The organism is Streptomyces sp. BE303, from assembly GCF_036290945.1.
Lineage (GTDB): Bacteria > Actinomycetota > Actinomycetes > Streptomycetales > Streptomycetaceae > Kitasatospora.
Genome location: NZ_JAQYWZ010000656.1, coordinates 13,915 through 40,475, shown reverse-complemented (window position 1 = coordinate 40,475; position 26,561 = coordinate 13,915). Strand labels below are relative to the sequence as shown.

Here is a 26,561-nt window from a genome sequence, read left to right as displayed (position 1 = left end):
CTGCGGGGCTCAGCCCTTCCTGGAGAGGAAGTCGTAGGCGCCCGCCGCGACGTCGTCCAGGTAGGGGCCGGCCTGGAACTTCGGCTCGCCGGTGTGCTTGCCGACCGAGACGTTGCTGACCAGCACCGGTTGGCCGTCCTTCACCGCCAGCCAGCCGCCGCCGCTGGAACCGCCCGTCATGGTGCAGCCGATGGCGTGCATCGGCGGGCGGCTCGGCTCGTACGACAGCCGGGACGGCCGGCCGCTCTCGCAGCGGTTGAGCTCCATGCCGTCGAACGGCGCGGCCGCCGGGTAGCCGTACTCGGAGATGGTCAGCTGCTCTCGCGGGGCGTTGAACCAGACCGGCACCGCGCCGCCGACCGTCTCCTCCAGCGACTTGGCGCCGTCGGCGGGCTTCACCCGGATGATCGCGAAGTCGTAGTGGGTCGCCGGGTCGCCGCCCTTGCCGCCCTCCGCCTTCCACTGCGGGGAGGTCACCGCCTGGGTGGCGTTCCAGATGCCGAACGGCGCGTACTGGGACTCGTCCGCCTGCTTGCCCCCGCTCAGCGCACCGTTGCTGTTGAACGCCGGTATGAAGGAGAGGTTGCTGAAGAACGCGCCGCCCCGGCCCTGGTGGACGCAGTGGCCGGCGGTCCAGACCAGGTTGCTCCTGCCGGGGTGGGCCGGGTCGGCGACCACGGTGGCGGAGCACTGGAAGTGGTTGAGCCCGCCGGCGGCGGCCGCGCCGCTGCCCGGCTCGTCGGCGAACAGCTTCCCGTGCACGCCGAGCTTGGTGTACGGGTGCGGGAGGGGCTGGGCGTTGACCGTCTTGGGCAGCGGGTCGTTGCCGTTGTCGGCCGGCTGGGCCGGCTGGGAGGGCTTCGCGGGCTGGGACGGCTGTCCCGGCTGGGCGGGGGCCTGCGTCGGCTGGCCGGCGGGCGGCTGGGCCGGCGGCGCCGGGGCCTGCGAGGCCGGCTGCTGGGTGCTGGACGGCTTCGGCGCCGCCGGGGTGGTCGGGTGCCCCGGCTGGGTGGGCTGGCCGGCCGGCGGCTTGGTGCCCGGTGCGGACGGCACGGACGGCGCCCCCGGCGCCGTCGGCTGGGCCGGGGCCTGCGTCGGCGGGGCGGGCTGCGTGGGCTGGGCGGGCGGCTGGGCCGGCGGTGCGGTGGGCGGCGCCGGCGGCGCGATCGGCTCGTCGGGCTTGGCCTTGAGCAGCTTGTCCAAGGTCCAGAAGCCCTTGGCGGCGGCCGGGAGGGCGTAGTCCTTCGCCCACTTCTCCCAGTCGTCGAACTTCCACTTCTTCAGCTCGTCCAGATTGGCCGGCAGTCCGAGGTTCGGCTGCGCGCCGGCTGTGACGGCGACGTCGGCCGAGCTGTTCTCCGGACCGCAGGCCGCGGTGGTGAGCAGGGTCAGCGCGAGAACGGACGCCCCCAGCGCACTCCCCGCGGTGCGAACGGAGCGACGGGCATTTCTACCTGACGATGACATGAACTTCTGATCCCCCTGTGTGAAAACGCACGGCGCCGCCGTAACGGCGCCGACGGTGCGCGGGGGAGTATTCCACTGACCGTCAGCGAGGCGTCCACCCGCCCCGTCGACGGCGGGAACGGCGGGAACGGCGGGGACCGCGCGGACGGCGGGAACGGCGGGTCGCGGCCGGAGACCGTCAGCGACCGACCGCACCGTCCAACTGCTCGCGGAGGATGTCGGCGTGCCCGGCGTGCCGTCCGGTCTCCTCGATCATGTGCACCAGCAGCCAACGCATCGACGGCGCCTCGCCGTCGGGCCGCAGCGACCGCGCCCCGGGGCGGTCCAGCTCCGCCGCCGCACCGATCACCGCGTTCGCCCGGACGATCGCCTCCCGGTACGCGGCCACCGACTCCGCCACCGTCTCGTCGCCGGGCGAGAGCGCTTCGTCGTCCCACAGCTCGACGTCGTCACCCCGGTACGCCCAGAGGAACCAGTTCAGTTCGACGGCGGTGAGGTGGCGCACCAGCCAGAGCAGGCTGGTCCCGGACGCCACCCCGGGCCGCCGGGCGTCCTCGTCGGACAGGCCGTCCGTCTTGGCGATCACGCAGGCGCGCAGGTAGTCCAGGAAGGTGAGCAGCGTGGTGTGCTCGTCGGCGTCGACCCCCGGCGGGCGCAGGTCGGCCCGCCCGCCCGCACGGCCCTCGTCCGCCGGCCTCCCGGTCGCCACGTCCCCGGTCGCCACCCCGCCGATCGCGGAATCGCCGGTCACGGAATCGTCGCTCGCGCCGCCATCGGCCACGGTGGTCTCGGTCACGCCCGCCACCCTAACCACGGGCACCGGCCCGACGGCCCCGGCGGAGCCGACCGGTCCTCACCAGCCCTGGCCGTGGAGCCAGTCGGCGAGGTGACGGGCGCAGGTGTCGACGGACTCGCGCCAGGTGTGGGCGGCACCGTCGCCGGCCTCGTCGCTCACGTGCTTGACCAGGCGGACCGGGACGCCGGCGCGGTGGGCCACGGTCGCGACGGCGTAGCCCTCCATGTCGACCAGGTCGGCGTGCTCGGCCAGCCGGTCACGGGCGGCCGGGTCCGAGACGAAGAGGTCGCCGGTGGCCAGCACCGGGCCGTCGCCCTTGCCGACGACCAGGGGGGCGCCGTACGTCCGGCCGGTCAGTGCGAACAGGGCGGGGGTGTCGATGTCGTGCTGAATCACCTGGGTGACGGTGTGGGTGCCCTCCCAGCCGGGGCGCAGGGCTCCGGCGGTACCGAGGTTGACCACCTCGGAGGGGTGGGTCTCCCGGGCGAGGACGGTGGCCAGTGCGGCGGCCGCGTTGAGCTTGCCGATGCCGGTTAGCAGGACCGGGAGCCGGTCGCCGAGGTGGGCGGCCTCCTCCCGGACGGCGACGACGAGCAGCGGACGGTCGGCGGAGATCGTTCCCAGAAGACGCATGCCGCCATCGTACGGAGCGGCCGCCCCCGTCACCGGACCGGCACAAGCGGACCCCAGCCCTCCGACTGTCCGGGGAACCGCATAGGGTGCTTCCCGCGTCGACCCGATCGCCGCCCGCCCCGACACCCTGGGGGCCCGGGGCCCGGGAGACACCCGGTCCGGCGGCGCGCAGCGGTGCGGAGAAGCTCAAGATCGGCGCAACTCGGGTGTGGCCGCGGGGAGTGACGGCCATACTGCTGGCAACGGCCGGGTCCCGAATGCGGGTGCGGGCCACAGGGGAGGGTGAGGCTGGTGGCGACACCGGTTCGTACGAAGGGGTCGGGCGCGCTCGCACCGGGGCGGCCCGACGGTTCATCAGCGGTCGCGCCGGGGCGCGGCGGCCCGGGCCCGGTGGCCGTGGCGACCGGGCCGATCGCCCGGCTGGGGCAGGCCACCCGGACGGCCCCGGGCCGGCTGCGGCTGGCCGGGGCGCTGCTGGCGGTACTGACCCTGGCGTTCGGCGCGCTCACCGCCGCCCAGCTGAACTCCCGGGCGCAGGCCGCGAAGCGGGTCGTCGGGTACAGCCAGCCGCTCAGCCAGGCGGCCGCCGACATCCATCTCTCGCTGGCCGACGCGGACACCACCGCGGCGACCGGCTTCCTGCTGGCGGGCGCCGAGCCGAGGGCCGTCCGGGCCCGTTACGAGCAGGACCTCAGGACGGCGTCCCAGCTGATCTCCGAGGCGGCGGCCCGGACCACCACCTCCTCCCCCGCGCAGGAGTGGCTCTCCACCCTCAACCAGCAGGTCCCGGTGTACGCGGGGCTGGTGGAGAACGCGCGGGCCGAGAACCGGCAGGGATTCCCGCTCGGCGGCGCCTACCTGCGGTACGCCTCCGAGCAGATGCGCACCGGGCTGCTGCCGGCCGCCGAGAAGCTCATCGCGGCCGAGAACGAGGCGCTGGCCGACGACCTCGCGGACGCCCGGGCCACCCCGTGGGCCGGGTACCTGCTGGGTGTGATCGTGCTGACGGCGCTGGTCTGGGTGCAGATGGCGCTGTTCCGGCGGACCAACCGGGTGTTCAACCCGGGGCTGCTGGCGGCGACCGCCGCCGTGCTGGCCGGGGTGCTCTGGCTGACCGTGGCCGCGACCGGCGCCGGCTCCACGCTCCGGCGCGCGGAGCGCGAGGGCGCGGCGCCCCTGCGGGTGCTCAACTCCGCCCGGGTGGACGTACTGACCGCCCGGCTGGCGGAGAACCTGCACCTGGTGGCGCGCGGTTCCAGCGCCAAGTACGCCGAGCTCTGGTCGAAGACCTCCGGGCACCTGGTCGCGACCGACCCCCAGCCAGGCACCGCGCCGACCGGCACGCTGGTGGAGGCGCAGACGCTGGCACCGCCGGAGGCCCGGGGAGCGCTCGACCAGGCGCGGCTCGACTACCAGCAGTGGCGCGAGCGGCACACCGCGGCGAGCGACCTGGAGAACAAGGACGGCGACTACCAGGGCGCCCTGGACGCGACGGTGACGGTCAAGGAGGCGGACGTGCCGAAGACCGCCGACGCCTCGTTCAACGCCGTCGACCAGCAGTTGGCCAGGGCCGCCACCCTGGAGGAGGGCCGGTTCAGGGACGCGGCCCTGGGGGTCGACGGGGACCTGCGCACCGCGGCCGTGGCCGTCGCGGTGCTGGGCCTGCTCGCGGCCGCCGCGGCGGTCCGCGGGCTGGGCCGCCGACTGGCCGAGTACCGGTAGAGGGGGGACGGGAAGATGAGCAGGGCAACGGTACGGGCGGCCCGGACGGCGGTGGCGCTGGCGCTGCTGGCCTCCGGCGCGGCGGTCCTCGGCGGGAGCGGGTCGCCGGGCGCGGCGCCGGCGGGCGGCGCGCCGCTGGAGGTGCAGGCGGCCTCGGCGCCCCGGCAGGAGCAGGCGGGCGCCTGCGACGTGTACAGGAGCGTGCCGCCGAGCGGCGAGGACGGGCCCGCGGTGAAGGCCATCAAGGCCAAGCGCAGCCTGGTCATCGGCATCGACCTGAACAGCTACCGCTGGGGCTCGCGCAACCCGAACACCGGTCAGATCGAGGGCTTCGACATCGACCTCGCCCGGGCGATCGGCACCGCGATCATGGGCGACCCGGAGAGGGTGACGCTCAAGGCGGTCCCGACCGCCGAGCGGATCAAGTTCATCCAGGAGGGCCGGGTCGACCTGATCATCCGCACGATGACGATCACCTGCGAGCGGATGGAGCAGGTGTCCTTCTCGCGGCCGTACTTCACCATGAGCCAGCGGGTGGTGGTGCCCAAGTCGTCCACCGCGAAGAACCTCGACGAGGCGCTGAAGGGCACGACCGCCTGCGCCGCGGCCGGTTCCTCGGCCCTGGAGGAGCTGAAGAACCGCCCGATCAAGGAGCTCGTCACCCCGGAGAACAACCTGGACTGCCTGGTGCTGATGCAGCTGGGCAAGGTCGACGCGACGATGACGGACGACGTCCTGGCGGCCAGTCAGGCGGCCCAGGACCAGACCGTCCGGGTGGTGGACGGCGAGGTCCGGCCGGGCGTGATGGGCATCGCGATGCTGAAGACCAGCACCGACCTGACGGCCCGGGTGAACCAGGTGCTCGGCGACTACCACACGAGCGGCGCCTGGCGCGGCACGTACGACCGCTGGCTCAAGCCGTACCTGCTGAACGACGCCGAGCACTACTGGCCGATGCCGCGGTGACGACCCCGAGGGCCGGGACGGCGGGCTCCCGGGAGGCACCCGCTAGGGTCGGGACGGATCTCGGCGGAGGCCCCGCGGAGCACGGGACGGAGCCGGGGACCGCGGAGCGGCGAAGCACGGAACAGGGAACCACGGAGCAGGCGGAGGAGGAGAGAGGGCGTTGGCGGCTTCTGCTGGCCCGGTGCTGAGCCGGGAGGAGGTGGACCGCGCGCTGGCGCGCCTCGGCGCGGAACGCGACGCGGTCGAGTCCGCGCTGCTCTCCCTCCAGGACCACCCCGGGCTGCGGCTGCTCGACGGCGCCGCGCTGTCCGGGCGGACGCAGGAGCGGTGGTCCGTCGCCGGGCAGGGCCTGCCGATGCTCTGGGCGCTGTTCGACCGCTACTCGGAGGCGCTCGCCTCGGCCCGCGCGGTGCGGGCCCGCAAGGCCCGACCGGGCGGGCCCGAACTCGCCGAACTCAGCGAGCTGCTCACCGGCGACGCGGTGACCGTGCCCGGCGGCGCACCGGACGGCGCGCAACTGCTCGGCGCGCCCGCCCGGCTGGTCGAACGGGTCAGCCTGGACGGGCTGATGACCCGGATGAACTCCTGGTACGCCACCGTGCTGGAGGTGGTCTCCGCCGCGGACGCGGTCTGGACGGCGCTGCCCGCCCGGATCGACCTGCTGCTCGCCGAGCTGCGCCGGGTGCAGACCCTGGCCGGCTCGCTCGGCGTGCACCCCGGCGGCCACCCGCTCGGCGACGACCTGGTCGGGCTGGAGACCGACCTGAACGCGCTGCGGGCCGAGGTGCGCAGCGACCCGCTCGCGCTCTGGCGGCCGGCCCGGGTCCCCGCCCAGCGCGGGACCGTCCCGGACGGCGGCGCGCTGGCCACCCCGTCCGGGGTCGTGGACACCGAGCGGTTCGACCGGGCCGGGCGGGCGCTGGACGGCGTCCGGCTGGAGCTGGAGAACCTGCTGCGGCTGCGCGACGACGCCGAGGAGCGCCTGCAGGGCGTCGGCGAGCTGCTGCAGCGGGCCGACGTCACGCTGGCCGAGGCCCGCCGCGCGCGCGGCGAGGTGCTGGCGAAGATCGCCGCGACCGAGGTGCCCGCCGTCCCGGGCCCGGCCTCGGCGCTGCGCGAACGGATCGTGGTCGCCCTGGAGCTGCGGCAGAACGGGCAGTGGTACCGGCTCGCGCCGCTGCTGGACGCGCTGGAGGACGCGGCCGCCAAGGAACTGGCCCGGGCCCGGCAGTCGCTCACCGAGGTGACCCAGCCGCTGGCCTTCCGGGCCGAACTGCGCGGGCGCCTGGACGCGTACAAGGCGATGGCCGCCCGGCTGCGGGTGGCCGAGGACCCGGAAGTGGTGGAGCGGTACGAGAAGGCGCGCTGGCTGCTCTGGAGCGCGCCCTGCGACCTGCGCGCGGCGGCGGGCGCGGTGGCCCGGTTCCAGCAGTCGCTGCGGCCGGCACAGGGCGAGGCGGCACAGGCGCCGGCCGGCGGGGAGCCGGTCGACGGACAGGCGGCACAGGGACAGGGACTGGGGGGCTGAGGGTGATGGGCGAGACGTGCGTACGGCCGGAGTGCACCGGCAGCGGGACGATCGACACGGACGGCTACTGCGACGAGTGCGGCCTCGCCCCGGCGGGCACCTCCTCCGTCTCCGTGAGGACCGCCACCGGCGCGGCCGTACCGGCCGCGCGGCAGGCCGTCCGGGCCCCGGCGGGCCCGGGCCTGCCGTGCCCCCGCGCCTGTTCCGGGACGATCGACGCCGACGGCTACTGCGACGAGTGCGGCCTCACTCCGCCCGAGGGCTCCGGCGGGACCACCTCCGCGCACTCCCCGACCGGGCGCGCCGTCCTCGACCCGGACACCGGGTCCTCGCGCACCGGCTCGACCCGCACCGGCTCGTCCCGCACCGGCTCGTCCCGTTCGCTGTCCGGACGCTCCCGCTCGCACCGCTCGACCCGGACCGGCAGCGGCCGGTCGGTCTCGGTGCGCAGCAGCCGGGGCAGCGGCACCGTGGGCACCCGCCACCGGCTGGGCGCCGGCCTCGTGACGGTGCCGACCGTCGCCGCGGCCGACCCCGCGCAGGCAGTGCTGGTGAACCCGGAGGTGCCGGAGCGCAAGCGGTTCTGCTCCAAGTGCGACACCCCGGTGGGCCGGGAGCGGAACGGCACGCCGGGCCGCCCGGAGGGGTTCTGCACCAAGTGCGGCACGCCGTACTCGTTCACGCCGAAGCTGCGCCGGGGCGACCTGGTCGGCGGCCAGTACGAGGTGGTGGGCTGCCTGGCGCACGGCGGGCTCGGCTGGATCTACCTGGCGGTGGACCGGCGGGTCAGCGACAAGTGGGTGGTGCTCAAGGGCCTGCTGGACACCGGGGACGAGGACGCGCTGGCGGTGGCCGTCGCCGAGCGCCGGTTCCTGGCCGAGGTGGACCACCCGAGCATCGTCCGCATCATCAACTTCGCCGAGCACCCGGACCTGCGCACCGGCGCGACCGACGGCTACATCGTGATGGAGTACGTCGGCGGCAAGTCGCTCAAGGACATCGCCAACGAGCGCCGCACCCCGGACGGCCGGCGCGAGCCGCTGCCGGTCGAGCAGGCGATCGCGTACGCGCTGGAGGCGCTGCCCGCGCTGGGCTACCTGCACGCCCGCGGGCTGGTCTACTGCGACTTCAAGATCGACAACGCGATCCAGAGCGGCGACACGCTCAAGATCATCGACATGGGCGCCGTCCGCCGCCTCGACGACGACGGCCCGATCTACGGCACCATCGGCTACCAGGCACCGGAGATCGCCACCGACGGCCCCTCCCCCGCCTCCGACCTCTACACGGTGGCCCGCACCCTCGCGGTGCTCAGCTTCGACTTCCAGGGCTACTCCACCGTCCACCGGGACACCCTTCCCGGCCCGGAGTCCGTGCCGGTCTTCGCCGCCTACGAGTCGTACTACCGCTTCCTCGTCCGCGCCACCGACCCGGACCCGGCCCGCCGGTTCGCCTCCGCCGAGGAGATGGCCGACCAGCTCACCGGCGTCCTGCGCGAGGTGCTGGCCCTCCAGGACGGGCGGGCCCGACCCGCGCCCTCCACCCTGTTCGGCCCCGAACTGCGCGTGGTGGACACCGAGCTGGTCGCACCGACGGTCCGGCCCGGCGAACTGCGGCTGGCCGCTCTCGACCCCGCCGCCGCCGCGCTCGCCCTGCCCGTCCCCCGGGTCGACCCGGCCGACCCCAACGCCGGCTTCCTCGCCGCCCTGTTCGCCACCGGCCCGGGGGAGGCGCTGGCCGCGCTGGAGGGCGCGCCCGCCGACTCCGCCGAGCGCCGACTCCGCGAGCTGCGCGCCCTGCTCGAACTCGGCCGGCACACCCGGGCCGTCGAGGCCCTCGCCGCACTGGACCAGGAGTACCCGGACGACTGGCGGGTGGTCTGGTACCGGGGCCTGACCTCGCTGGTCTCCGCCGCGGCCGACCCCGGCGCGCCCGACCACGAGGCGCTGCGCGCCGCCGCCGAGGCCTTCGACGCCGTCTACGACGCCTTTCCCGGCGAGGCCGCCCCCAAGCTGGCCCTCGCCGCCTGCGCCGAACTCCTCGGCGACGGCGGCGACGCGGCCGAGTTCTACCGTCTGGTGTGGAGCACCGACCAGAGCTACCTGAGCGCCGCCTTCGGGCTGGCCCGGGTCCGGCTCGCCGACGAGGACCGGGCCGGCGCCGTCGCCGTCCTGGAGTCCGTGCCGGCCACCTCCAGCCAGTACACCCCCGCCCGGATCGCCGCCGTCCGGGCCCGGCTGCGCGAGCGGCCCGCCACCGACCCGCTCGGCGCCGACCTCGGCGCAAGCTCCGAGCAGCTGACCGCGCTGCGCCTGGACGACCGCCGCCGCGAGGAGCTCGCCGTCGAGGTGCTCGGCGCCGCGCTCGGCTGGGTCACCGCCGGGTCACCCGGCGAGACCGGCGTGGGCCGGACAACCGGCGAGGTCAGCGTGCTGGGACGGCCCGCGGTGGAACGGGAACTGCGGTTCGCCCTGGAGCAGTCATACCGGGTACTCGCCCGGTTGGCCGACCGGGCCGAGAACAGGATCGACATGGTGGAGCGGGCCAACCGCGCCCGCCCCAGGACGTGGGTGTAAGAGATGCCGCAGCAGACCGTGTGCCAGAGCTGTGCCGAGCCGATGGACCCGGGGGACGTCTTCTGCGGCTCCTGCGGGGCGAGCCGCGACGGCCGTCCCGCCCCCGGCGCGATGCCGCCCAGCTGGTCCGCAGCCCGGGACGGTGACGAGGGCCACGCGCCGACCCTGCCCGACACGCCCACCGTCCCGGCGCAGAACTCCCAGGGCGCCAACGGCACGCCGGGCCTCCAGGGCGCCGCGGGTGCACCGGGCGCCGCGGGTGCACCGGGCGCCGCGGCTGCGCACGGCGGACCCGCCTGCGCACACTGCGGGCTCCAGCAGGTCACCGGCGACGGCTACTGCGAGGCCTGCGGCCGCGCCCAGCCGCGCCCCCGCGACCACATGGAGAAGGCGCTCGGCGGCGTCGCCGGGGTCAGCGACCGGGGTGTCCGGCACCACCGCAACGAGGACTCCTTCACCGTCGCCGCCACCTCGCTGCCCGGCGGCGAACCGGTCGTGGTGGCCGTGGTCTGCGACGGCGTCTCCTCCTCCGACCGGCCCGACCAGGCCTCCGAGACCGCCGTCGACGCCGCCTCCGAGTCGCTGCTCAGCTCGCTGGAGGCCGGCCAGGAACCGACCGCGGCCATGCGCCGGGCGATCGCCGAAGCCGCCGCCGCCGTGGCCGCGCTGGCCACCGACGGCACCAAGCCGCTCCGGCCCGACGTCAACGCGCCCGCCTGCACCTACGTCAGCGCGATCGCGACCGGCGGCCGGATCACCATCGGCTGGGTCGGCGACACCCGCGCGTACTGGATCCCGGACGACCGGGTCTCCGCCGAGCCGTTCCGGCTCACCCAGGACGACTCCTGGGCCGCCCGGATGGTCGAGGCCGGGCTGATGGGCGAGGCCGAGGCCTACGCGGACCCGCGCGCCCACGCCATCACCGGCTGGCTCGGCGCCGACGCCGAGGAGGTCGTCCCGCACACCCTCGACTTCACCCCGCACGTTCCCGGCGTGCTGCTGATCTGCACCGACGGACTCTGGAACTACGCCGAGGCCGCCACCGACCTCGCCTACTTCGTCCGTCCGGACGCCCGCACCGAACCGCTCGCCACCGCCCAGACCCTGGTCAAGTTCGCCGTCGCCTCCGGCGGGCACGACAACATCACCGTCGCGGTGATCCCGATCGACCCGCCCCCGGCGGCCGAACCGGCGGAGGGCGAGGACGGCCGGACCGCGACCGCGCTGGACCTTCCGGTGATCACCGCGGCCGGATCCGGGCCGGCGGGCGCGGACGACGAGGACCACGACCCGACCCTGCCGGACATCCCGGTGATCGGCTCCGCCGCCGCTCCGCTGCCCCCGGTCCCGCCCCTCCCCCCGCAGCCGCCGGCCGTCCCCCCGCGCCCGGTCCGGCCCCCGGCGGCCCGCTGAGCCCGGAGGCCGGGACGCCACGCACCGACCGGGCCGGCGGACCGCCGCCACCCGCCACCCCGCTGCACGCCCACCGACCGCCCGCACCATCCGACCATCCGACGGGAGCCACCCGCCCATGGCAACACTGGCCAAGCCGAACCTGCCCAGGTTCGACGTGGAGATCTTCCAGAACGAGTTCCTCGCGGACGGCGCCCGGGAGGTGAACGCCATCGTGACGGTCACCGCGACCGGCGGCGGCACCTCGGGCGGCCGCCCGCTCGGCACCCAGGGCGCCCGCCCGCCCGGCGTCACCGACGCCGGCCCGGGCGGCGCCGGCCCGCAGTCGGCCGCCGTGGTGATCCTGGTGGACTGCTCCGGTTCGATGGACTACCCCGCGAGCAAGCTGCGCGGCGCCCGCGAGGCCACCGCCGCCGCCATCGACACCGTCCGCGACGGCGTCGCCTTCGCCGTGGTCGCCGGCACCCACGAGGCCCGCGACGTCTTCCCCGGCGACGGCACCCTCGCCATCGCCTCGGACGCCACCCGGGCCCGGGCCAAGGAGTCGCTGCGCCGCCTCACCGCGGCCGGCGGCACCGCCATGGGCACCTGGCTGGCCAAGGCCGACCAGCTGTTCCTGACCCGCCGCGACATCGCCATCCGGCACGCCATCCTGCTGACCGACGGCAACAACGAGCACGAGACCGCCGCCGACCTGGAGCGCGCGATCGAGCGGGTCGGCGGCCACTTCACGGCGGACTGCCGGGGCGTCGGCACCGACTGGCGGGTCGACGAGCTGCGCAGGATCTCCTCCGCGCTGCTCGGCACCGTCGACATCGTCGCCGAGCCCTCCGGCCTGGCCGAGGACTTCCGCTCGATGATGGCCGGCGCGATGGGCAAGCAGGTCGCCGACGTCGCGCTGCGGATCTGGACGCCGGCCAACGCGGTCGTCAGGTTCGTCAAGCAGGTCGCCCCCTCGGTCGAGGACCTCACCGAACGCCGCACCGAGGCCGGGCCGCGGGCCGGCGACTACCCGACCGGCTCGTGGGGCGACGAGAGCCGCGACTACCACGTCTGCGTGGAGGTCCCGTCCTCCGCCGTCGGCAACGAGATGCTCGCCGCCCGGATCAGCCTCGTCCTGCCGCCGTCGGTCTCCGGGGGGACGCCGGAGGTGCTGTCGCAGGGCCTGGTCAAGGCGGTCTGGACCGACGACCTCGCCTCGTCGACCCGGATCAGCCCGCAGGTCGCCCACTACACCGGGCAGGCGGAGCTGGCCTCGTCCATCCAGGAGGGGCTGGAGGCGCACCGGGCCGGGGACGTCGACCGGGCCACCGCCAAGCTCGGCGCCGCCGTCCGGATCGCCCACGCGACCGGCAACGAGGGCACCTTCAAGCTGCTGCAGAAGGTGGTGGACGTGGTGGACCCGAAGGAGGGTACCGTTCGGTTCCGTAAGAACGTGAGCGAGGCCGACTCGATGACCCTTGAGACCCGGTCGACCAAGACCGTCCGTGTGAAGAAGTGACCGCCGACGAGCCGACCGGGCCGCAACCCCGGCCGGACACTGCCCCGGCTTGCTGGAATTGAGGGGGGACCTGATGCCGATCTGCCCGAGGGGCCATGAGTCGCAGGCCGAGGACTGGTGCGACTTCTGCGGCTTCCCGATGACGCCGCCGCAGCCGGTACCGCCGCCGCCCGGCACGCTCGCCGGCGCACCCGGCGGCCCGGGGGCGCACGGTGGCCACGGCGCGCCGTACGGCGGTCCGACAGCCCCGCCGGGGGCCGTCCCGCCCGGAGCGGTGCCGCCGTCGAACCCGCGGGGCTTCCCGGACCTCACCGAGGGCCTCGTGGTCTGCCCGATCTGCCGCAGCCCGCAGACCGGGCGGTTCTGCGAGGAGTGCGGGTACGACTACGACCTCTCCGCGCCCCAGCGCGCCCAGCAGCCCTTCGGCGTCCCCGCCCAGGCACCGCCGCCCCCGCCGGCGCCGCTCAACATCCCGGCGGCGTACGGCGGCCCGCCGCAGCCGCCCGCCGCCCCCCAGCCGCCGGCGGCCCCGCCACAGCCAGGCCCGCCCGCCGGGTACGGCTACCCGCCGCCCGCGCACGGGTCGGAGGGCCCCTCCCCCGCCCACGCGGCTCCGCCGTACCAGGAGGCTCCCTACCAGGAGGCGGCCGGGTACCCGGAGTCCCCTTACCGGGAGGCCCCGTACCAGGAGCCCGCGTACCAGGAAGCCGCGTACCAGGAGCCCGTGCACCAGGGCGCGCCGTACCAGGAGCACCAGGGCGCGCCCCCGCAGGGAGCGCCCTATCAGGAGGCCGCCTACCAGGAGGCCCCGCACCAGGGCGCGCCGTACCCCGGCACCGCACCGCGCGAGGACTCCGGCCCGGTCTACGCCCAGCCCGGCCCGACCCGGCGCGGCGACGAGTTCGGCACCTCGTTCCACCTCGCCCCGCCGATGCCCCCGCAGCAGGCCCAGCCGCCGCAGGGGCAGGCCCCCGAGCAGGTCCGCAGCACCTGGTTCGCGGTGGTCGCGGCGGACCGCGAGTACTTCACCGAGATGATGGCCCGCAGCGGCCCCGAGGCGGCCGGCCTGTTCTTCCCGCCGTACTGCCCCGAGCGCCGGATCCCGCTGACCGGGCGCGGCCAGCTGCGGATCGGCCGGCGCAGCCAGCACCGCGGCACCGTGCCGGAGATCGACCTCTCGGTGCCGCCGGAGGACCCGGGGGCCTCGCACCAGCACGCCCTGCTCGCCGAACAGGCGGACGGCAGCTGGGTGCTGGTCGACCAGGACTCCACCAACGGCACCACGGTGAACGGCGGCGGCGAGCCGATCGCCCCGCACACCGCGATCCCGCTGGGCGACGGCGACCGGGTCCACGTCGGCGCCTGGACGACGATCACCCTGCACCGCGCCTGAGCCCCGCCGGCCCGCCCGGGCCGGCAGTCCGGCCACTCGACCGCCCTGGCCGGACGGACGTCACCGTCCGTCCGGCCAGGGCGGTCGGCGTTCATTGTAAAAATGATCATCAAATCAGCCCCGGATCTCTGCCCAAGGCTGCCCCGCGCCCGTACGCTCACTGCCCATGACTGCTGCAATATCCGCCGACGGAATCCGTCAGCGGTACGGGGACGTACAAGCCGTCGACGGGGTGTCACTCACCGTCGAGGCCGGCGAATTCTACGGAATCCTGGGCCCGAACGGCGCCGGGAAGACCACCACGATGGAGATCCTGGAGGGGATCCGCAAGCCCGACGAAGGGCGCGTCGAACTGCTGGGGCTGGCGCCCTGGCCGCGCAACCCGAAGCTGCTGCCGCGCATCGGCGTGCAGTTCCAGGCCTCGGCCTTCTTCACCAAGCTGACGGCCCGCGAGACCATCCGCACCTTCGGCTCCTTCTACGGCGTCGGCCCCAGGCGCGCCGACGCGATGCTGGAGCGGGTCGGCCTGACCGAGTCGGCCGGCGTCATGACCGACAAGATGTCCGGCGGCCAGGCGCAGCGCCTCTCGATCGCCTGCGCGCTGGTCCACGGCCCGGAACTGGTCTTCCTCGACGAACCCACCACCGGCCTCGACCCGCAGGCCCGCCGCAACCTCTGGGACCTGCTGCGGGACATCAACGCCGAGGGCCGCACCGTCGTCCTGACCACCCACTACCTGGACGAGGCCGAGGTGCTCTGCGACCGCGTCTCGGTGATGGACCGCGGGCGGATCCTCCGCACCGGCGCCCCGGCCGCGCTGGTCCGCGAGATCGACGACACCGTCCGGATCAGCGTGGAGTCCGGCCAACTGGCCGTGGACACCGCGCGCGAGCTGTTCACCGCCGCCGGGGCGGAGATCACCTCGCTGGAGGACGACGGCGTCTCGCTCTCCCTCTCCACCCGGCTGCCGGCCCCGGTGCTCGCCGTCCTGGCCGAGCGCAACGCGCTGCGCGGCCTGGAGGTCCGCGGCGCCACCCTGGAGGACGTCTTCCTCCAGCTCACCGGACGGGAGTACCGCGCATGACCACCGAACGCACCGGGTCCGCCGCCGTCCCGGACCAACGGTCCGCCGACCCGGCGGGCACGCCCGCCGGACCGGGCGGGGCGGGCGCACCGGCCGAACGCGAGCGGGTCTCCGCCTTCGCGAGCCTCTCCCGGGTCATGCTGGTCTCGTTCGTCCGCGACCGCACCGCGCTGTTCTTCGTGATGCTCTTCCCGCTGATGTTCCTGCTGCTCTTCGGCACCCTCCTCAAGGGCGCCTCCAGCCCGCACGCCAAGGTGGAGCAGGTCGGCGCGGTCAAGGTCCTGGACGCGGTGCAGGGCGAGGGCCGGGCCGGGCTGGAGAAGGTCCTGACCATCACCCGGGGCGACGACGAGGCCGCCGCGCTGGAGAAGGTCCGCAAGGGCGACCTGGACGCCATGATCAAGGAGGGGCCGGACGGCAGGGTCGTCGTGCGCTACAGCGCCGCCGACCAGGTCCGCGCGGGCTCGGTCCAGGGCATCGTCAACTCCGTCGTCCAGCAGGCCAACCAGGCCGCGTCAGGCCGACCGCCGGCGTACACCCTGGACGCGAGCCAGGTCGAGGACGAGGCGCTGAAGCCGATCCAGTTCCTCACCCCCGGCCTGCTGGGCTGGGCGGTGGCCACCGGCGCGGTGTTCAGCGCCTCGCTGACCCTGGTCGGCTGGCGGCAGAAGAAGGTGCTGCGGCGACTGCGGCTGGCCCCGGTGAGCGCCGGGTCGATCGTGGCCTCCCGGATCGCGGTGTCGGTGGTGACGGCACTGGCCCAGACCGCGATCTTCCTGGTGGTGGCCACCACGCCGTTCTTCGGCCTCCGGCTCACCGGCAACTGGTGGCTGATCATCCCGCTGGTGGTCTGCGCGACCATCGCCTTCATGTCGATCGGTCTGCTGGCCGGCTCGATCGCGAAGACCGAGGAGGCGGCCAACGGCCTCTCGCAGATCATCGTGCTGCCGATGTCGTTCCTGTCCGGCTCGTTCTTCCCGACCGACGACATGCCGGGCTGGCTGAAGGCGATCTCGGAGGCGCTGCCGCTCAAGCACCTGGTCACCGCCGCCCAGTCGGTCCTCTCCCGGGGCGGCGGCGTGACCGACGCGCTGCCGGCGATGGGCGGCCTGCTGCTCTTCGCCGCCGTGCTGACCGGCATCTCGTGGAAGCTCTTCCGCTGGGAGGACTGATCCTCCGGCGCCGGCGCCGCGGCCACCGCCACGGCATCGGCGGCGGGGTCGTACACCTCCGGTCCTGGTCCCCAGGTCCCGGTGTACGGCCCCGCCGCCGTCTGCGACCATGGTCGGGTGAAAGAGATCCGGCGTGGCACGCTCAGCGAGGAGACGTTCTTCGAGCAGGTCGGCGGCGAACCGACCTTCCGGCGGCTGGTCCACCGGTTCTACCAGGGCGTCGCCGGGGACGAGTTGCTGCGGCCGATGTACCCCGAGGAGGACCTCGGTCCGGCCGAGGAGCGGTTCACGCTGTTCCTGATGCAGTACTGGGGCGGCCCGCGCACCTACAGCGACCAGCGTGGCCACCCGCGGCTGCGGATGCGCCACGTGCCGTTCCGGGTGGACCGCGCGGCGCACGACGCCTGGCTCAAGCACATGCGGGTGGCCGTCGACGAACTCGCCCTGCCGGCCGACGCGGAGCGGCAGCTCTGGGACTACCTCACGTACGCCGCCGCCTCGATGATCAACACCGAGGGCTGACCGCACGGCCGACCCGACGGCCCGACCCGGTGGGCCGGGCCGGGTCCGGCGGACGGCCCGACCCGCCTCAGCGGACGGGGCTGAGCCCCAGCCCCGCGCCCGGCGCGGCCGCCGTACGGACCGCCACCGACCCGGCCGGGGCGCTCAGCCTCAGCCAGCCGCCGGCCCGGTGCACGGTGAGCGGGGCGGTCGGGGCCAGGAACCCGATCACGTAGGCCGCGTGGGCGGCGCGCAGCGGCAGTTCGGGCAGCGCCGTGACCGGGCGGGACCAGATCTCGTCGGCCAGCGCGTCCAGCACGGCACGGGTCCGGTGGTGATCCGGGACGGCCTCGCTGCGCTCCCTGAACTCCCGCACCGCGGCCATCAGTTCGGGATACACCCGGGCCGCCTGCGGTTCGCCGACCGGCCGCCAGCCGGTGCGCGGCGGCAGCAGACCTGCCCAGGCCGGGCCGGTGACCGGCCCGGGCAGGGTGACGGTGCCGGCCTCCGTGTCGACGCCGTCCAGGAGCTGCCCGGCCGAGACGGTCAGGTCGACCGGCCCGCCGAGTTCGACCAGCCGCGCGGTCCGCACCGCCAGCGCGCCCGAACCGCCCAGCGGCAGCCGTCCGAAGACGGCCAGCACGCCGCCGCCGGCCCCGGGCCGCGGCACCCCCTGCAACCGGACCGCCGCCGCCCTGTCGAAACGCAGCAGGCGGACCAGGAAGGCGGCCAGGTCGGCGGCCTCCCCGGTGCCGGCGAGGGCGAGGGGGGCGGTACTGATCAACGCTTCAGCTCACATCCGGTAGCGGGGCGGGGTCCTGCGGTCCGCTCAGACCGCCGCGACGGCCGGCTCCTCGTCCATGAAACGCTCCAGGAACCCCCGCTCGACCGGGCTTATCCGGCGGGGCCGGCCCTCGGCCAGGTCGTAGGGGACGACCACGGTCGACGCCCGGACGTAGACCGTCTCGGTGCCGTCCTCGGCGGTGTCCTTGATCTCGTAGCCGACCGTCAGCGAGGCGCCGCCGATCTTGGTGACCCAGGTCTCGACGGTCACCGGCTCGGGCCGGTGGACCAGCGGGCGCTTGTAGTCGATCTCGTGGCGGGCCACCACCGAACCGCCCGCGAACTCCCCCGCACCGGCCGCGGCGGCCTGGGTGAACATGAAGTCGATCCGGGCCTCCTCCAGGTAGCGCAGGAAGACCACGTTGTTGACGTGCCCGAAGGCGTCCATGTCGGACCAGCGCAGCGGACAGGCGTAGATGTGGCGTGCCACGGGTGTTCTCCTCGACGTCCGGTGACCCGGCCGGGCTTCGGTGCCGGTGGGCCGCGGCCCGGCAGGCCGCCCAGGAGGGCGAGTCTGCCGGGCCGTTGTGACGGTTGGGTGTCAGCCTCGGGTCAGCTTCTTGTACGTGGCCCGGTGCGGACGGGCCGCGTCCGCGCCCAGCCGCTCGACCTTGTTCTTCTCGTACGAGTCGAAGTTGCCCTCGAACCAGAACCACTTGCTCTCGCCCTCGTAGGCGAGGATGTGGGTGGCGACCCGGTCCAGGAACCAGCGGTCGTGCGAGATGACCACGGCGCAGCCGGGGAACTCCAGCAGCGCGTTCTCCAGCGAGGAGAGGGTCTCGACGTCGAGGTCGTTGGTCGGCTCGTCGAGGAGCAGCAGGTTGCCGCCCTGCTTCAGGGTGAGCGCCAGGTTGAGGCGGTTGCGCTCACCGCCGGAGAGCACGCCGGCCGGCTTCTGCTGGTCCGGGCCCTTGAAGCCGAACGCCGAGACGTAGGCGCGGGACGGCATCTCGACCTGACCGACGTTGATCCAGTCCAGGCCGTCGGAGACGACCTCCCAGAGCGTCTTCTTCGGGTCGATGTTGGCGCGGCTCTGGTCGACGTAGCTGATCTTGACCGTGTCGCCGACCTTGACCGTGCCGCTGTCCGGGGTCTCCATGTCCTGGAGCATCTTGAACAGGGTGGTCTTGCCGGCGCCGTTCGGGCCGATGATGCCGACGATGCCGTTGCGCGGCAGGGTGAAGCTGAGGCCGTCGATCAGGACCTTCTCACCGAAGGACTTGTTGAGGTTCTCCACCTCGATGACGACGCTGCCCAGACGCGGGCCCGGCGGGATCTGGATCTCCTCGAAGTCCAGCTTCCGCATCTTGTCGGCCTCGGCCGCCATCTCCTCGTAGCGGGCCAGACGCGCCTTGGACTTCGCCTGACGGCCCTTGGCGTTGGAGCGGACCCACTCCAGCTCCTCCTTGAGCCGCTTGGCGCGCTTGGCGTCCTTCTGGCCCTCGACCTTGAGGCGGGACTGCTTGGACTCCAGGTAGGTGGAGTAGTTGCCCTCGTAGCCGATGGCGCGACCGCGGTCGAGCTCCAGGATCCAGCCGGCCACGTTGTCCAGGAAGTACCGGTCGTGGGTGACCGCGACGACGGTGCCCGCGTACTTGGCCAGGTGCTGCTCCAGCCAGTTCACCGACTCGGCGTCCAGGTGGTTGGTGGGCTCGTCGAGGAGCAGCAGGTCGGGGGCCTCCAGCAGCAGCTTGCAGAGCGCGACACGGCGCTTCTCGCCACCGGAGAGCTTGGTGACCGCCCAGTCGCCGGGCGGGCAGCCCAGCGCGTCCATGGCCTGCTCCAGCTGGGCTTCGAGGTCCCAGGCGTTGGCGTGGTCCAGGTCCTCCTGGAGCTTGCCCATCTCGTCCAGCAGCGCGTCCGAGTAGTCGGTCGCCATCAGCTCGGCGATCTCGTTGAAGCGGTTGAGCTTCCCCTTGATCTCCTTGACGCCGTCCTCGACGTTCTCCAGGACGGTCTTGGTCTCGTCGAGCGGCGGCTCCTGGAGCAGCATGCCGACGGTGTACCCGGGCGAGATGAAGGCGTCGCCGTTGGAGGGGTGCTCCAGGCCGGCCATCATCTTCAGCACGGTGGACTTGCCCGCGCCGTTGGGGCCCACGACGCCGATCTTCGCCCCGGGGAGGAAGCTGAGCGTCACGTCGTCAAGGATGACCTTGTCGCCGTGCGCCTTGCGCACCTTGCGCATCGTGTAGATGTATTCCGCCACGTGAGATCGCTCCGGCGTCGTCGGGAGTATTCGGCTTGCAGCGTTCCATTGTGCCGCACCGGCCGGGAGCGCAGAACCGCGCACCGTGCCCCTGGGGGGTATGCGGACGGCCCTCCGTGCACGCGATCCCCGCCGCCGGGGCCCCGAACGCGGACCGGCCCGGCCCCCCGCACACGTGGTGCGGGGGGCCGGGCCGGGGGTCAGCTCCTCGGCGCCTCGGGCGGAGGTGCCCCGGGTAGAGGCGCCCCAGGCAGCAGAGGTGCTTCAGGCAGAGGCGCTTCAGGCGGCGGTGCCACCGTGGCGGCCACGACGGCGCAGCAGGAAGACCGCGGCACCGCCGGCCACGACCAGACCGCCGGCGACGGCGGCGATGATCGGGGTGGCGTCGCTACCGCCGGTCGCGGCCAGGCCACCGGTGGTGCCGGGGGCCGAGCTGGTGACCGCCGGGGCGGGCTGGGCGGCCGCCGTGGTGCTGACGGTCGCCGACGGGGTGGGGGTGGCGCTCTTGGTCGCCGACGGGGTGGTGCTCGGGGCCGGGGTGGTCGGCGCCGGGGTCGACGGCTTGGCCGTCGGGGTGGGGGTCGGCGTGGTCACGCTGACCGTCTTGCAGTCCAGGATGCCCTTGAAGTTCTTGGTGAAGCCGTTCGGGCCGGTGACGGTGATGTCGTAGGCGGTGTCCTCGGCGACCGGGACGACGACGGTCTCGATCTTGCCCGGCTGGACGGTGAGGTCCTTGCCCGGCTTCACCGAGACGGTGGCCGCCTCGTCGCCGCCGTTGGCGACCGACACCTTGACGCCGTTGGCGACGCACTCGACCACGGCGGTGCTGTCGATCAGCGCACCCTTGGCGGCCTTCCAGGTCGCCTTGGCGGAGTCCTTGACGCTGAGCTTGGTGGAGCCCGCCAGGATCATGGTCTGGCTGTGCTTCTCCGGGGTGTAGCCCTTGCTGAGGAAGACGCGGCCGCTGGGCACCACGGTCTCGGCGGCGGCGTTGACCGTGGCCGTGCCGTCCGGGGTGTCGGCCGGGACGTCCAGCCACAGCTGGGTGTCCTTGGCGACCGGGCCGGCCAGGTCGGCGACCGGCTTGCCGTCCTTGTCGACCAGCTTGACCTTGTCGGCGGCGTCGCCGGCGAGCGCCAGCTTCACCTCGTTGGCGCTGGAGTTGATGGTGAACGGGCCGAGCTTGGTGCCGGGCTTGCCCGACACCGAGTCCGGGGTGAGGCTCAGCGACGGCTTGGGCTCCGCGGCTATGCCCTTGTTCTTCTCGCTGACCAGGTAGTCGCGGAGCTGCTTGGCCTCGGCGTCGACCGGGGTGGCGTTCTTGCCGTCGGAGAACTTCCAGATCGCGGCCTGGGTCCCGGCGGCGGCGTCCTCCTTGGTGAGCTCGCCCTTGACGCCCGCGTCGGCGGCCAGCTTCTTGAGGTCCGTCACCTGCGGGTAGGAGTTCTCCAGGATCCAGCGGATCTTGGAGGCGTCCTGAGCCTTCTCCGGGCGGCCGAGCGAGCTCGACTTCCAGTCGGACTCGCGGTACTCGATGGCCTTGGTGATGTCGACCGGGTGGTCGATGTCGATGCAGTACGTCTTGATCTCACCGTCGGCCGTCTTGAGGGTGAACAGCCCGCCCTGGATCGAGTGGCCGCCCTCGATGGCGATCTCCTCGCTCATCATGGTCGGCTGGACCACTGCCGTGACACCGTCTCCCGGCGCGTCGGCCGCAGCCGCCGCACCGGCTGCGAACAGGCTTCCGCCCAGCGCAACGCTGGTCGTGAGCATGACAGTGGTGATGCGCGGAAGACTCCGCCCATGCCTCTGGAACATCTGGGATCCCTCCGGGCCGGGCCTTGCCGATGGCAGCCCGCCTTGCTTGCCGCGCCCCCTGTGGCGCTGCTTCACGATGTGAACCAGACGAATCCTATTGAGCCCCAGGGGCCCGGAAACCCCCATGCGAAATTAGGACGATTCCGTATCTGTATCGTTATCAACGCTCCCAGTATCCACACAAGCTGACGCCCTGCCAGAAAGTCTGGATCTTTCTCTTAACCGGAACGGGATTGCACGGGCGGTCCCAACAACCTTCTCGATCAACATATTTGTCGACAGTCAAGGCGCTCGCCCGCCGCCCCGCCCGCCGCCGGTCGACACCCCCGCTTCCCTCGCACGACACCTGCGCGACGCCCAACACCGCCGTCACCAAGCCCCTCCCCGCCCGTAGGACGCCCACGATCCGCCCCGGCGCGGCCTCCCCGCGACGAGTCCGAGCCCACGCTCCGCAGCCCCGGCGCCATCCGCGGGCCCGCCCGGAACGCCCCTCCCCCGCGCGAACGTCACCGCCCCTCAGCTCGGATCGTGTCCGACCGACCGTTCGGCGATCTCGCCTCCGGCCCACCGGCCGCCTCCGCCGCCCACTCCCGCCCCCTCAGCCTCCCGCCCACCACCGCCGGGTCACCCTTCGTCAGCGCGCCGGACGGACGCCCCGCCGAGGCCCGCCGGTACCCACCCGCGCAGGCCGGCGCCCGCCTCGGACCGCGCCGCCACCCACGACACCCCGCCGTCCGCCCGGAGCTCTCCGGCCGGGTCGGGCCGCCGTCCGGTCGGCGCCGGTCGGACGTGCGCGGTCGCACTCCGCCGGACGCCCGGATGCGACCCGCCGCCGCGGCGGCATTCCCGATCATCGTCATGACGGTCTCGTACACAGCCACGCTCCGCTCTCCCGGTTGCACCGTACGGAATCGACCGGTGCGCGTTGAGAGTGCGCTTCTCGGGGAAATCCGTACCAGGGGGATCGGAAATCCTGTGGACAACTCGGGGCTGTGGAAAACCACTGTCACTCTCAGGGGTGAATTTCAGCCTTTGTGTGACCATCAGGCCTCCGATCTGCGGGTCCATGACAACAATCGCCCCGGATCGCCGCCCGACCCCGGACACCCCCACGGGCGGCCCGCCGACCGTCCGCGCACGTCATCCGACCGAACGAACCCGAATGCGGCCCCCCACCCGCGCCGGGGCCGGCCTCGACCGCGGCGCTTTCTCCGTGCCGAATCCATAACGGGTGGGGAGACAGCCCCGTAACGACTGCACAACGTCCGGCGCGGAACACCGCCAGACCGCTGCACTCACGGCCTTCACCTGCGATTATCGGACCGCTCCACCGAGGCCGACACACCAACGGCGGTGTCGTTACGCCCGACCGAGGATCGAGACACCCTTATCCTGTCCCGACAGGGCAAGGGCCCGCCAACCCCCACACCCCACCCTCAGGCACGGGGACGGACAACGGGCGCCACGCGCCCGCCGCCCGGTCCCGGCAACGGTCACGCCCATCAGGGTGCCGCCCGTCCCGCCCCCATAGCTCAGCGGATAGAGCACCCGCCTTCTAAGCGGTAGGTCGCAGGTTCGAATCCTGCTGGGGGCGCCACACTGTTTTTCCCGCAGGCCACCGCAGGCGCCGGACCCGTCATCGCGCCCCCCGCCGCCGTGAATCCCGGGTACCCACCGCGCATATGCCGTGACCATCCGTGTCATGACCGCGGACAAAAACACGGCGAAAAGGGGATACCCCGAACTACACCCGGCGGAATGCCCGTTTCGGGCCTTACGCCGCGGCCGGACATCACCGCCCGGCCGCCGATCAGCCCGGGCGAACGGCCCCGACGACCCCGCCCGCCCCGCCCGCACCGCCCGCCGCACCCGCCGCACCCGCACCGCCCGCGGTGGCGGCACCCGCCGCCGCCGAGGCCGCCAGGCCCACCAGATAGGCGTCCAGCAGCGCCACCTGCCGCTCCGGCGGGAACTCCGCCGGAGCGAACAGCGCCTGCACCACCAGGCCCAGCGCGAAGGCCTGGGCCCCGGCCGCGAGCTGCGCCGCCGGCGCCTCCGCCGACAGCTCCCCGAGCCGCTGCGCGGCCTCGACGTGCTCCGTCATCGCCGCACGGGCCCGCCCGTACCGCGCCGCGTGCGCGTCGGCCAGGTCCGGATCGGCCAGCGCGACGTCCCAGGAACCGACCCAGATCCGGTTGCCGGCCACCGCGGCCGGGTCCAGCGGCAGGATGTCCAGCAGCGCCGCCCGCAGCCGGGCCAGCCCCTCGGGGGGCGGCGGGCTGCCGTCGGCCGGCGCGGCACGCCTCGGCCGCGCGCCCGAGCGCCGCTCCAGGACGTCGAGCGCGTGCGCGACCAGGGCCTTCTTGCTCGGGAAGTAGTGGGTCAGCAGCCCGGTGCTGGCCCCCATCTCGGCGGCCACCGCCCGCAGCGTCAGCCCTTCGAAGCCGCGGGTGGACAGCACCCCCCACACCGCCTGCGAGACCTCGGTGCGGCGGGCTTCATGATCTCCACGGGCCGGCGTCATGGGGCTATCTTACGTACCAAACGTTTGTTATGTATGGACGAAGCACGATCACCCGTACGAACGACCCGGACCGACCTCGTCCGCCCGACGCGCCACGAAAGGCCAGCCCATGTTCGCCCTCCCCCTCGCCGAGAACGCCGTGCTCCGCCCGCTGGAGCCGTGGCAGGCCCCCGAGTACCTGGCCCACATCGAGCGCGGCCGGGCGCACATCGACCGGTGGATCGGCTGGGCCGCCCTGGCCGCCGACCTCGAGTCGGCCCGCGCCGTCCTGCAGCGCTACGCCGACCGGCAGGCCGCCGACTCCGCCCGGCTCTTCGGGATCTGGCTGGACGGCACGCTGGTCGGCGGCGTGATGTTCGTGCAGTGGGACACCAAGACCGGCACCTGCGAGATCGGCGTCTGGACCGAGCCCGCCGCCGAGGGCCGGGGCCTGATCGGCACCGCCGTCCGGCTCCTGATCGACTACGCCTTCACCACCCGGGGCATGCACCGGATCGAGTGGCACAACCGGCCCGACAACGTCCGCAGCCGGGCGGTCGCCCAGCGGCTGGGCTTCACGCTGGAGGGCGTCATGCGGGAGAGCTACCTGCACCGGGGCGTCCACCACGACGGCGAGGTCTGGTCGATGCTCACCCACGAGTGGAAGCCCGCGGGCGGCCCGGCCGGGGCGGCGGAGGCTGCCGGGGCGTAGGGAGTTTCGGGAGCTTCGGGCACGCCCGGGGTTTCGGGGACACCCTGGGCTTCGGGGACGCCCTGACCGCGCCGTCGGTCCGGGACCCCCGGCCCGGTGGGTGCACCCGTCGGGCCGGCGACCCCGGACCTCACCGCGGCATCCGGTCCTGAGAGAGTGGCCGCACCCGTCCACCCTCCCGGAGGTGCCCATGGCCGCCAGGCCGCTGCTGACGCGGGACCGCACCCCGCTGCCCACCCACGTCGACGGCCTCAACGCCCACCTCGGCGAGGACGGCCTGGCGGTCCTGGAGTTCGACCGCCCGCACCGGCGCAACGCCGTCACCCTGGAGATCTGGCAGGCCCTGCCGAAGGTGCTGCTGCGCCTGGCCGAACAGCCCGGCCTGCGCGCCCTGCTGGTGACCGGCGCGGGCGGCACCTTCAGCGCCGGTGCCGACATCGACGAACTCGCCGGGGTCTACGGCGACCCGGACCGCGCCGACGAGTACCACGCGATCAACGTCGCCGCCGAGGAGGCGCTGGCCGCCTTCCCGCACCCGACGATCGCCGTGGTCCACGGCGCCTGCGTGGGAGGCGGCTGCCAGCTCGCGGTCGCCTGCGACCTGAGGTTCGTCGCCGAGGACGCGCGGCTCGGCATCACGCCGGCCAAGCTCGGCGTGGTCTACCCGGCGGTGCCCACGCTGCGGCTGGCCCGGCTGGTCGGACCGTCCCGCGCCAAGTACCTGCTGTTCTCCGGCGAGCTGCTGCCCGCCCCGGACGCCGCCGCGTTCGGCCTGGCCGACCGGGTCCTCCCGGCCGCCGAACTGGACGCCGCCGCGCTGGACTTCGCCCGTCTGCTGACCACCCGTTCGCCGCAGACCATCGGCGCCGTCAAGGCCGCCCTGGCCGTCGCCCCGGAGCAGGCCGCGGCGGCCCTCGCGCCCTGGGAACGCCGTTCCCGCGAGTCGCCCGACGTCCGGGAGGGGCTCGCGGCCTTCCTGGAGCGCCGGCCGCCCCGGTTCTGAGCCCCGCCGCGCCTCGGTCCGCCGCCCTCGCGGTGTCACCGTGCCGCCGTGCCGCCGGACCGCCGCACGGCCGTCGATATGATCATCCGACCGTTCCGCCGCCGAGTCCGTCCTGGAGCCCCACCGCGATGACCGAGCCCACGCCCGCGACGATCCGGGCCCGGCAGATCACCGACGGCCTGGAGCCGAAGAACGTGATCATCTGCCTGGTCCTCCTGCTCGGCGGGGTGCGGTACGGCTGGAGCGGGCTCGGCTGGGCGGCGTTCGCGGCGCTCTTCGCGGCCGTGATCCCGACCCTGTTCATCCGGCGCGGCATCCGCAGGGGCACCCTTGAGGACCGGCACGTCGGCCACCGGCAGCGGCGGCTGACGGTCCTCCCGTTCGTCATGGGCTCGGTCGCGACGGCCTTCGGCGTGATGCTCGGCCTGGACGCGCCGGCCGACCTCACCGCGATCGTGCTGGCGATGTTCGCCTCGCTGGTCCCGATCCTGGTGATCACCGTCTGGTGGAAGGTCTCGGTGCACACCGCCGTGGCGAGCGGCGCGACGGTGTGCCTGGCGATCGCGCTCGGGCCCTGGTGGCTGCTGCTCTGCCCGCTGGTCGCGGCGATCGGCTGGTCCCGGGTGGTGCTGCGGGACCACACCACCGCGCAGACCGTCGTCGGCACGGTGGTGGGCGCGCTGTCCGCCGGGCTCGCCTTCTGGGCCGCCCGCTGAGGCCCGCC

At 74.0% G+C, this 26,561-nt stretch carries 21 protein-coding genes and 1 tRNA gene; 14 read left to right on the top strand and 8 right to left on the bottom strand.

Features of this window, described 5'->3' with window-relative positions; genetic code table 11:
• Positions 1 to 9 precede the first annotated feature (9 nt).
• From PUR56_RS15795 to PUR56_RS15785, 3 genes are all read right to left on the bottom strand, one after another.
• Positions 10 to 1,467 (bottom strand): trypsin-like serine peptidase, encoded by a 1,458-nt coding sequence (locus tag PUR56_RS15795; protein WP_329949386.1) that lies wholly within the window; start codon positions 1,465 to 1,467, stop codon positions 10 to 12.
• Between the two features lie 178 nt (positions 1,468 to 1,645).
• Positions 1,646 to 2,176 (bottom strand): DinB family protein, encoded by a 531-nt coding sequence (locus tag PUR56_RS15790; RefSeq protein ID WP_443034510.1) that lies wholly within the window; start codon positions 2,174 to 2,176, stop codon positions 1,646 to 1,648.
• A 144-nt stretch (positions 2,177 to 2,320) separates the two neighbouring features.
• On the bottom strand, positions 2,321 to 2,896 hold the full coding sequence (locus PUR56_RS15785) for a nucleosidase (protein WP_329881982.1): 576 nt from the start codon (positions 2,894 to 2,896) through the stop codon (positions 2,321 to 2,323).
• A 396-nt stretch (positions 2,897 to 3,292) separates the two neighbouring features.
• On the opposite strand from PUR56_RS15785, the gene PUR56_RS15780 reads away from it, so the two are divergent.
• From PUR56_RS15780 to PUR56_RS15735, 10 genes are all read left to right on the top strand, one after another.
• On the top strand, positions 3,293 to 4,618 hold the full coding sequence (locus PUR56_RS15780; RefSeq protein WP_329949384.1) for a hypothetical protein: 1,326 nt from the start codon (positions 3,293 to 3,295) through the stop codon (positions 4,616 to 4,618).
• Between the two features lie 15 nt (positions 4,619 to 4,633).
• Positions 4,634 to 5,584, top strand: coding sequence for a glutamate ABC transporter substrate-binding protein (locus PUR56_RS15775; protein ID WP_329949383.1), 951 nt, complete (start codon positions 4,634 to 4,636; stop codon positions 5,582 to 5,584).
• Between the two features lie 160 nt (positions 5,585 to 5,744).
• Positions 5,745 to 7,112, top strand: a complete 1,368-nt coding sequence (locus PUR56_RS15770) for a hypothetical protein (protein WP_329949382.1) — start codon at positions 5,745 to 5,747, stop codon at positions 7,110 to 7,112.
• Between the two features lie 5 nt (positions 7,113 to 7,117).
• Positions 7,118 to 9,688: a serine/threonine-protein kinase gene (locus tag PUR56_RS15765; protein WP_329949381.1), complete on the top strand. Its 2,571-nt coding sequence runs from the start codon at positions 7,118 to 7,120 to the stop codon at positions 9,686 to 9,688.
• A 3-nt stretch (positions 9,689 to 9,691) separates the two neighbouring features.
• A complete protein-coding gene (locus PUR56_RS15760) occupies positions 9,692 to 11,101 on the top strand; it encodes a PP2C family protein-serine/threonine phosphatase (protein WP_329949380.1) in 1,410 nt (469 codons plus the stop codon).
• Between the two features lie 118 nt (positions 11,102 to 11,219).
• Positions 11,220 to 12,602, top strand: a complete 1,383-nt coding sequence (locus tag PUR56_RS15755; protein ID WP_329881976.1) for a vWA domain-containing protein — start codon at positions 11,220 to 11,222, stop codon at positions 12,600 to 12,602.
• Between the two features lie 73 nt (positions 12,603 to 12,675).
• Positions 12,676 to 13,995 (top strand): FHA domain-containing protein, encoded by a 1,320-nt coding sequence (locus PUR56_RS15750; protein WP_329949379.1) that lies wholly within the window; start codon positions 12,676 to 12,678, stop codon positions 13,993 to 13,995.
• A gap of 166 nt (positions 13,996 to 14,161) precedes the next feature.
• Positions 14,162 to 15,079, top strand: coding sequence for an ABC transporter ATP-binding protein (locus PUR56_RS15745; RefSeq protein ID WP_329949378.1), 918 nt, complete (start codon positions 14,162 to 14,164; stop codon positions 15,077 to 15,079).
• A complete protein-coding gene (locus PUR56_RS15740; protein WP_329949377.1) occupies positions 15,076 to 16,251 on the top strand; it encodes an ABC transporter permease in 1,176 nt (391 codons plus the stop codon). Before PUR56_RS15745 ends, PUR56_RS15740 begins: the two co-directional genes overlap by 4 nt.
• A 117-nt stretch (positions 16,252 to 16,368) precedes the next feature.
• Positions 16,369 to 16,773 (top strand): globin, encoded by a 405-nt coding sequence (locus tag PUR56_RS15735; protein WP_329949376.1) that lies wholly within the window; start codon positions 16,369 to 16,371, stop codon positions 16,771 to 16,773.
• Between the two features lie 67 nt (positions 16,774 to 16,840).
• Here PUR56_RS15735 and PUR56_RS15730 read toward each other — a convergent pair whose 3' ends face one another.
• The 4 genes from PUR56_RS15730 to PUR56_RS15715 all read right to left on the bottom strand — a co-directional run bounded on the left by PUR56_RS15730 (position 16,841) and on the right by PUR56_RS15715 (position 21,574).
• On the bottom strand, positions 16,841 to 17,536 hold the full coding sequence (locus PUR56_RS15730; RefSeq protein WP_329949375.1) for a hypothetical protein: 696 nt from the start codon (positions 17,534 to 17,536) through the stop codon (positions 16,841 to 16,843).
• Between the two features lie 45 nt (positions 17,537 to 17,581).
• Complete coding sequence (locus PUR56_RS15725; RefSeq protein WP_329949374.1) at positions 17,582 to 18,025, bottom strand: acyl-CoA thioesterase; 444 nt, start codon at positions 18,023 to 18,025, stop codon at positions 17,582 to 17,584.
• A 111-nt stretch (positions 18,026 to 18,136) separates the two neighbouring features.
• Positions 18,137 to 19,801 (bottom strand): energy-dependent translational throttle protein EttA, encoded by a 1,665-nt coding sequence (gene ettA / locus PUR56_RS15720; protein ID WP_329949373.1) that lies wholly within the window; start codon positions 19,799 to 19,801, stop codon positions 18,137 to 18,139.
• A 279-nt stretch (positions 19,802 to 20,080) separates the two neighbouring features.
• A complete protein-coding gene (locus tag PUR56_RS15715; protein ID WP_329949372.1) occupies positions 20,081 to 21,574 on the bottom strand; it encodes a Cys-Gln thioester bond-forming surface protein in 1,494 nt (497 codons plus the stop codon).
• Positions 21,575 to 23,140: 1,566 nt separating this feature from the next.
• Here PUR56_RS15715 and PUR56_RS15710 point away from each other — a divergent pair.
• Positions 23,141 to 23,216, top strand: a tRNA-Arg gene (locus PUR56_RS15710).
• A 213-nt stretch (positions 23,217 to 23,429) separates the two neighbouring features.
• On the opposite strand, the gene PUR56_RS15705 is transcribed toward PUR56_RS15710, so the two are convergent.
• Positions 23,430 to 24,143, bottom strand: coding sequence for a TetR/AcrR family transcriptional regulator (locus PUR56_RS15705; protein WP_329949371.1), 714 nt, complete (start codon positions 24,141 to 24,143; stop codon positions 23,430 to 23,432).
• Between the two features lie 109 nt (positions 24,144 to 24,252).
• Here PUR56_RS15705 and PUR56_RS15700 point away from each other — a divergent pair, with 109 nt between their 5' ends.
• The 3 genes from PUR56_RS15700 to PUR56_RS15690 all read left to right on the top strand — a co-directional run bounded on the left by PUR56_RS15700 (position 24,253) and on the right by PUR56_RS15690 (position 26,553).
• Positions 24,253 to 24,834: a GNAT family N-acetyltransferase gene (locus PUR56_RS15700; protein WP_329949370.1), complete on the top strand. Its 582-nt coding sequence runs from the start codon at positions 24,253 to 24,255 to the stop codon at positions 24,832 to 24,834.
• A gap of 190 nt (positions 24,835 to 25,024) precedes the next feature.
• Entirely contained in the window at positions 25,025 to 25,837 is an 813-nt protein-coding gene (locus tag PUR56_RS15695) for an enoyl-CoA hydratase/isomerase family protein (RefSeq protein ID WP_329949369.1), read from the top strand.
• 128 nt (positions 25,838 to 25,965) lie between these two features.
• Positions 25,966 to 26,553 (top strand): hypothetical protein, encoded by a 588-nt coding sequence (locus PUR56_RS15690; RefSeq protein ID WP_329949368.1) that lies wholly within the window; start codon positions 25,966 to 25,968, stop codon positions 26,551 to 26,553.
• Positions 26,554 to 26,561: the final 8 nt, after the last annotated feature.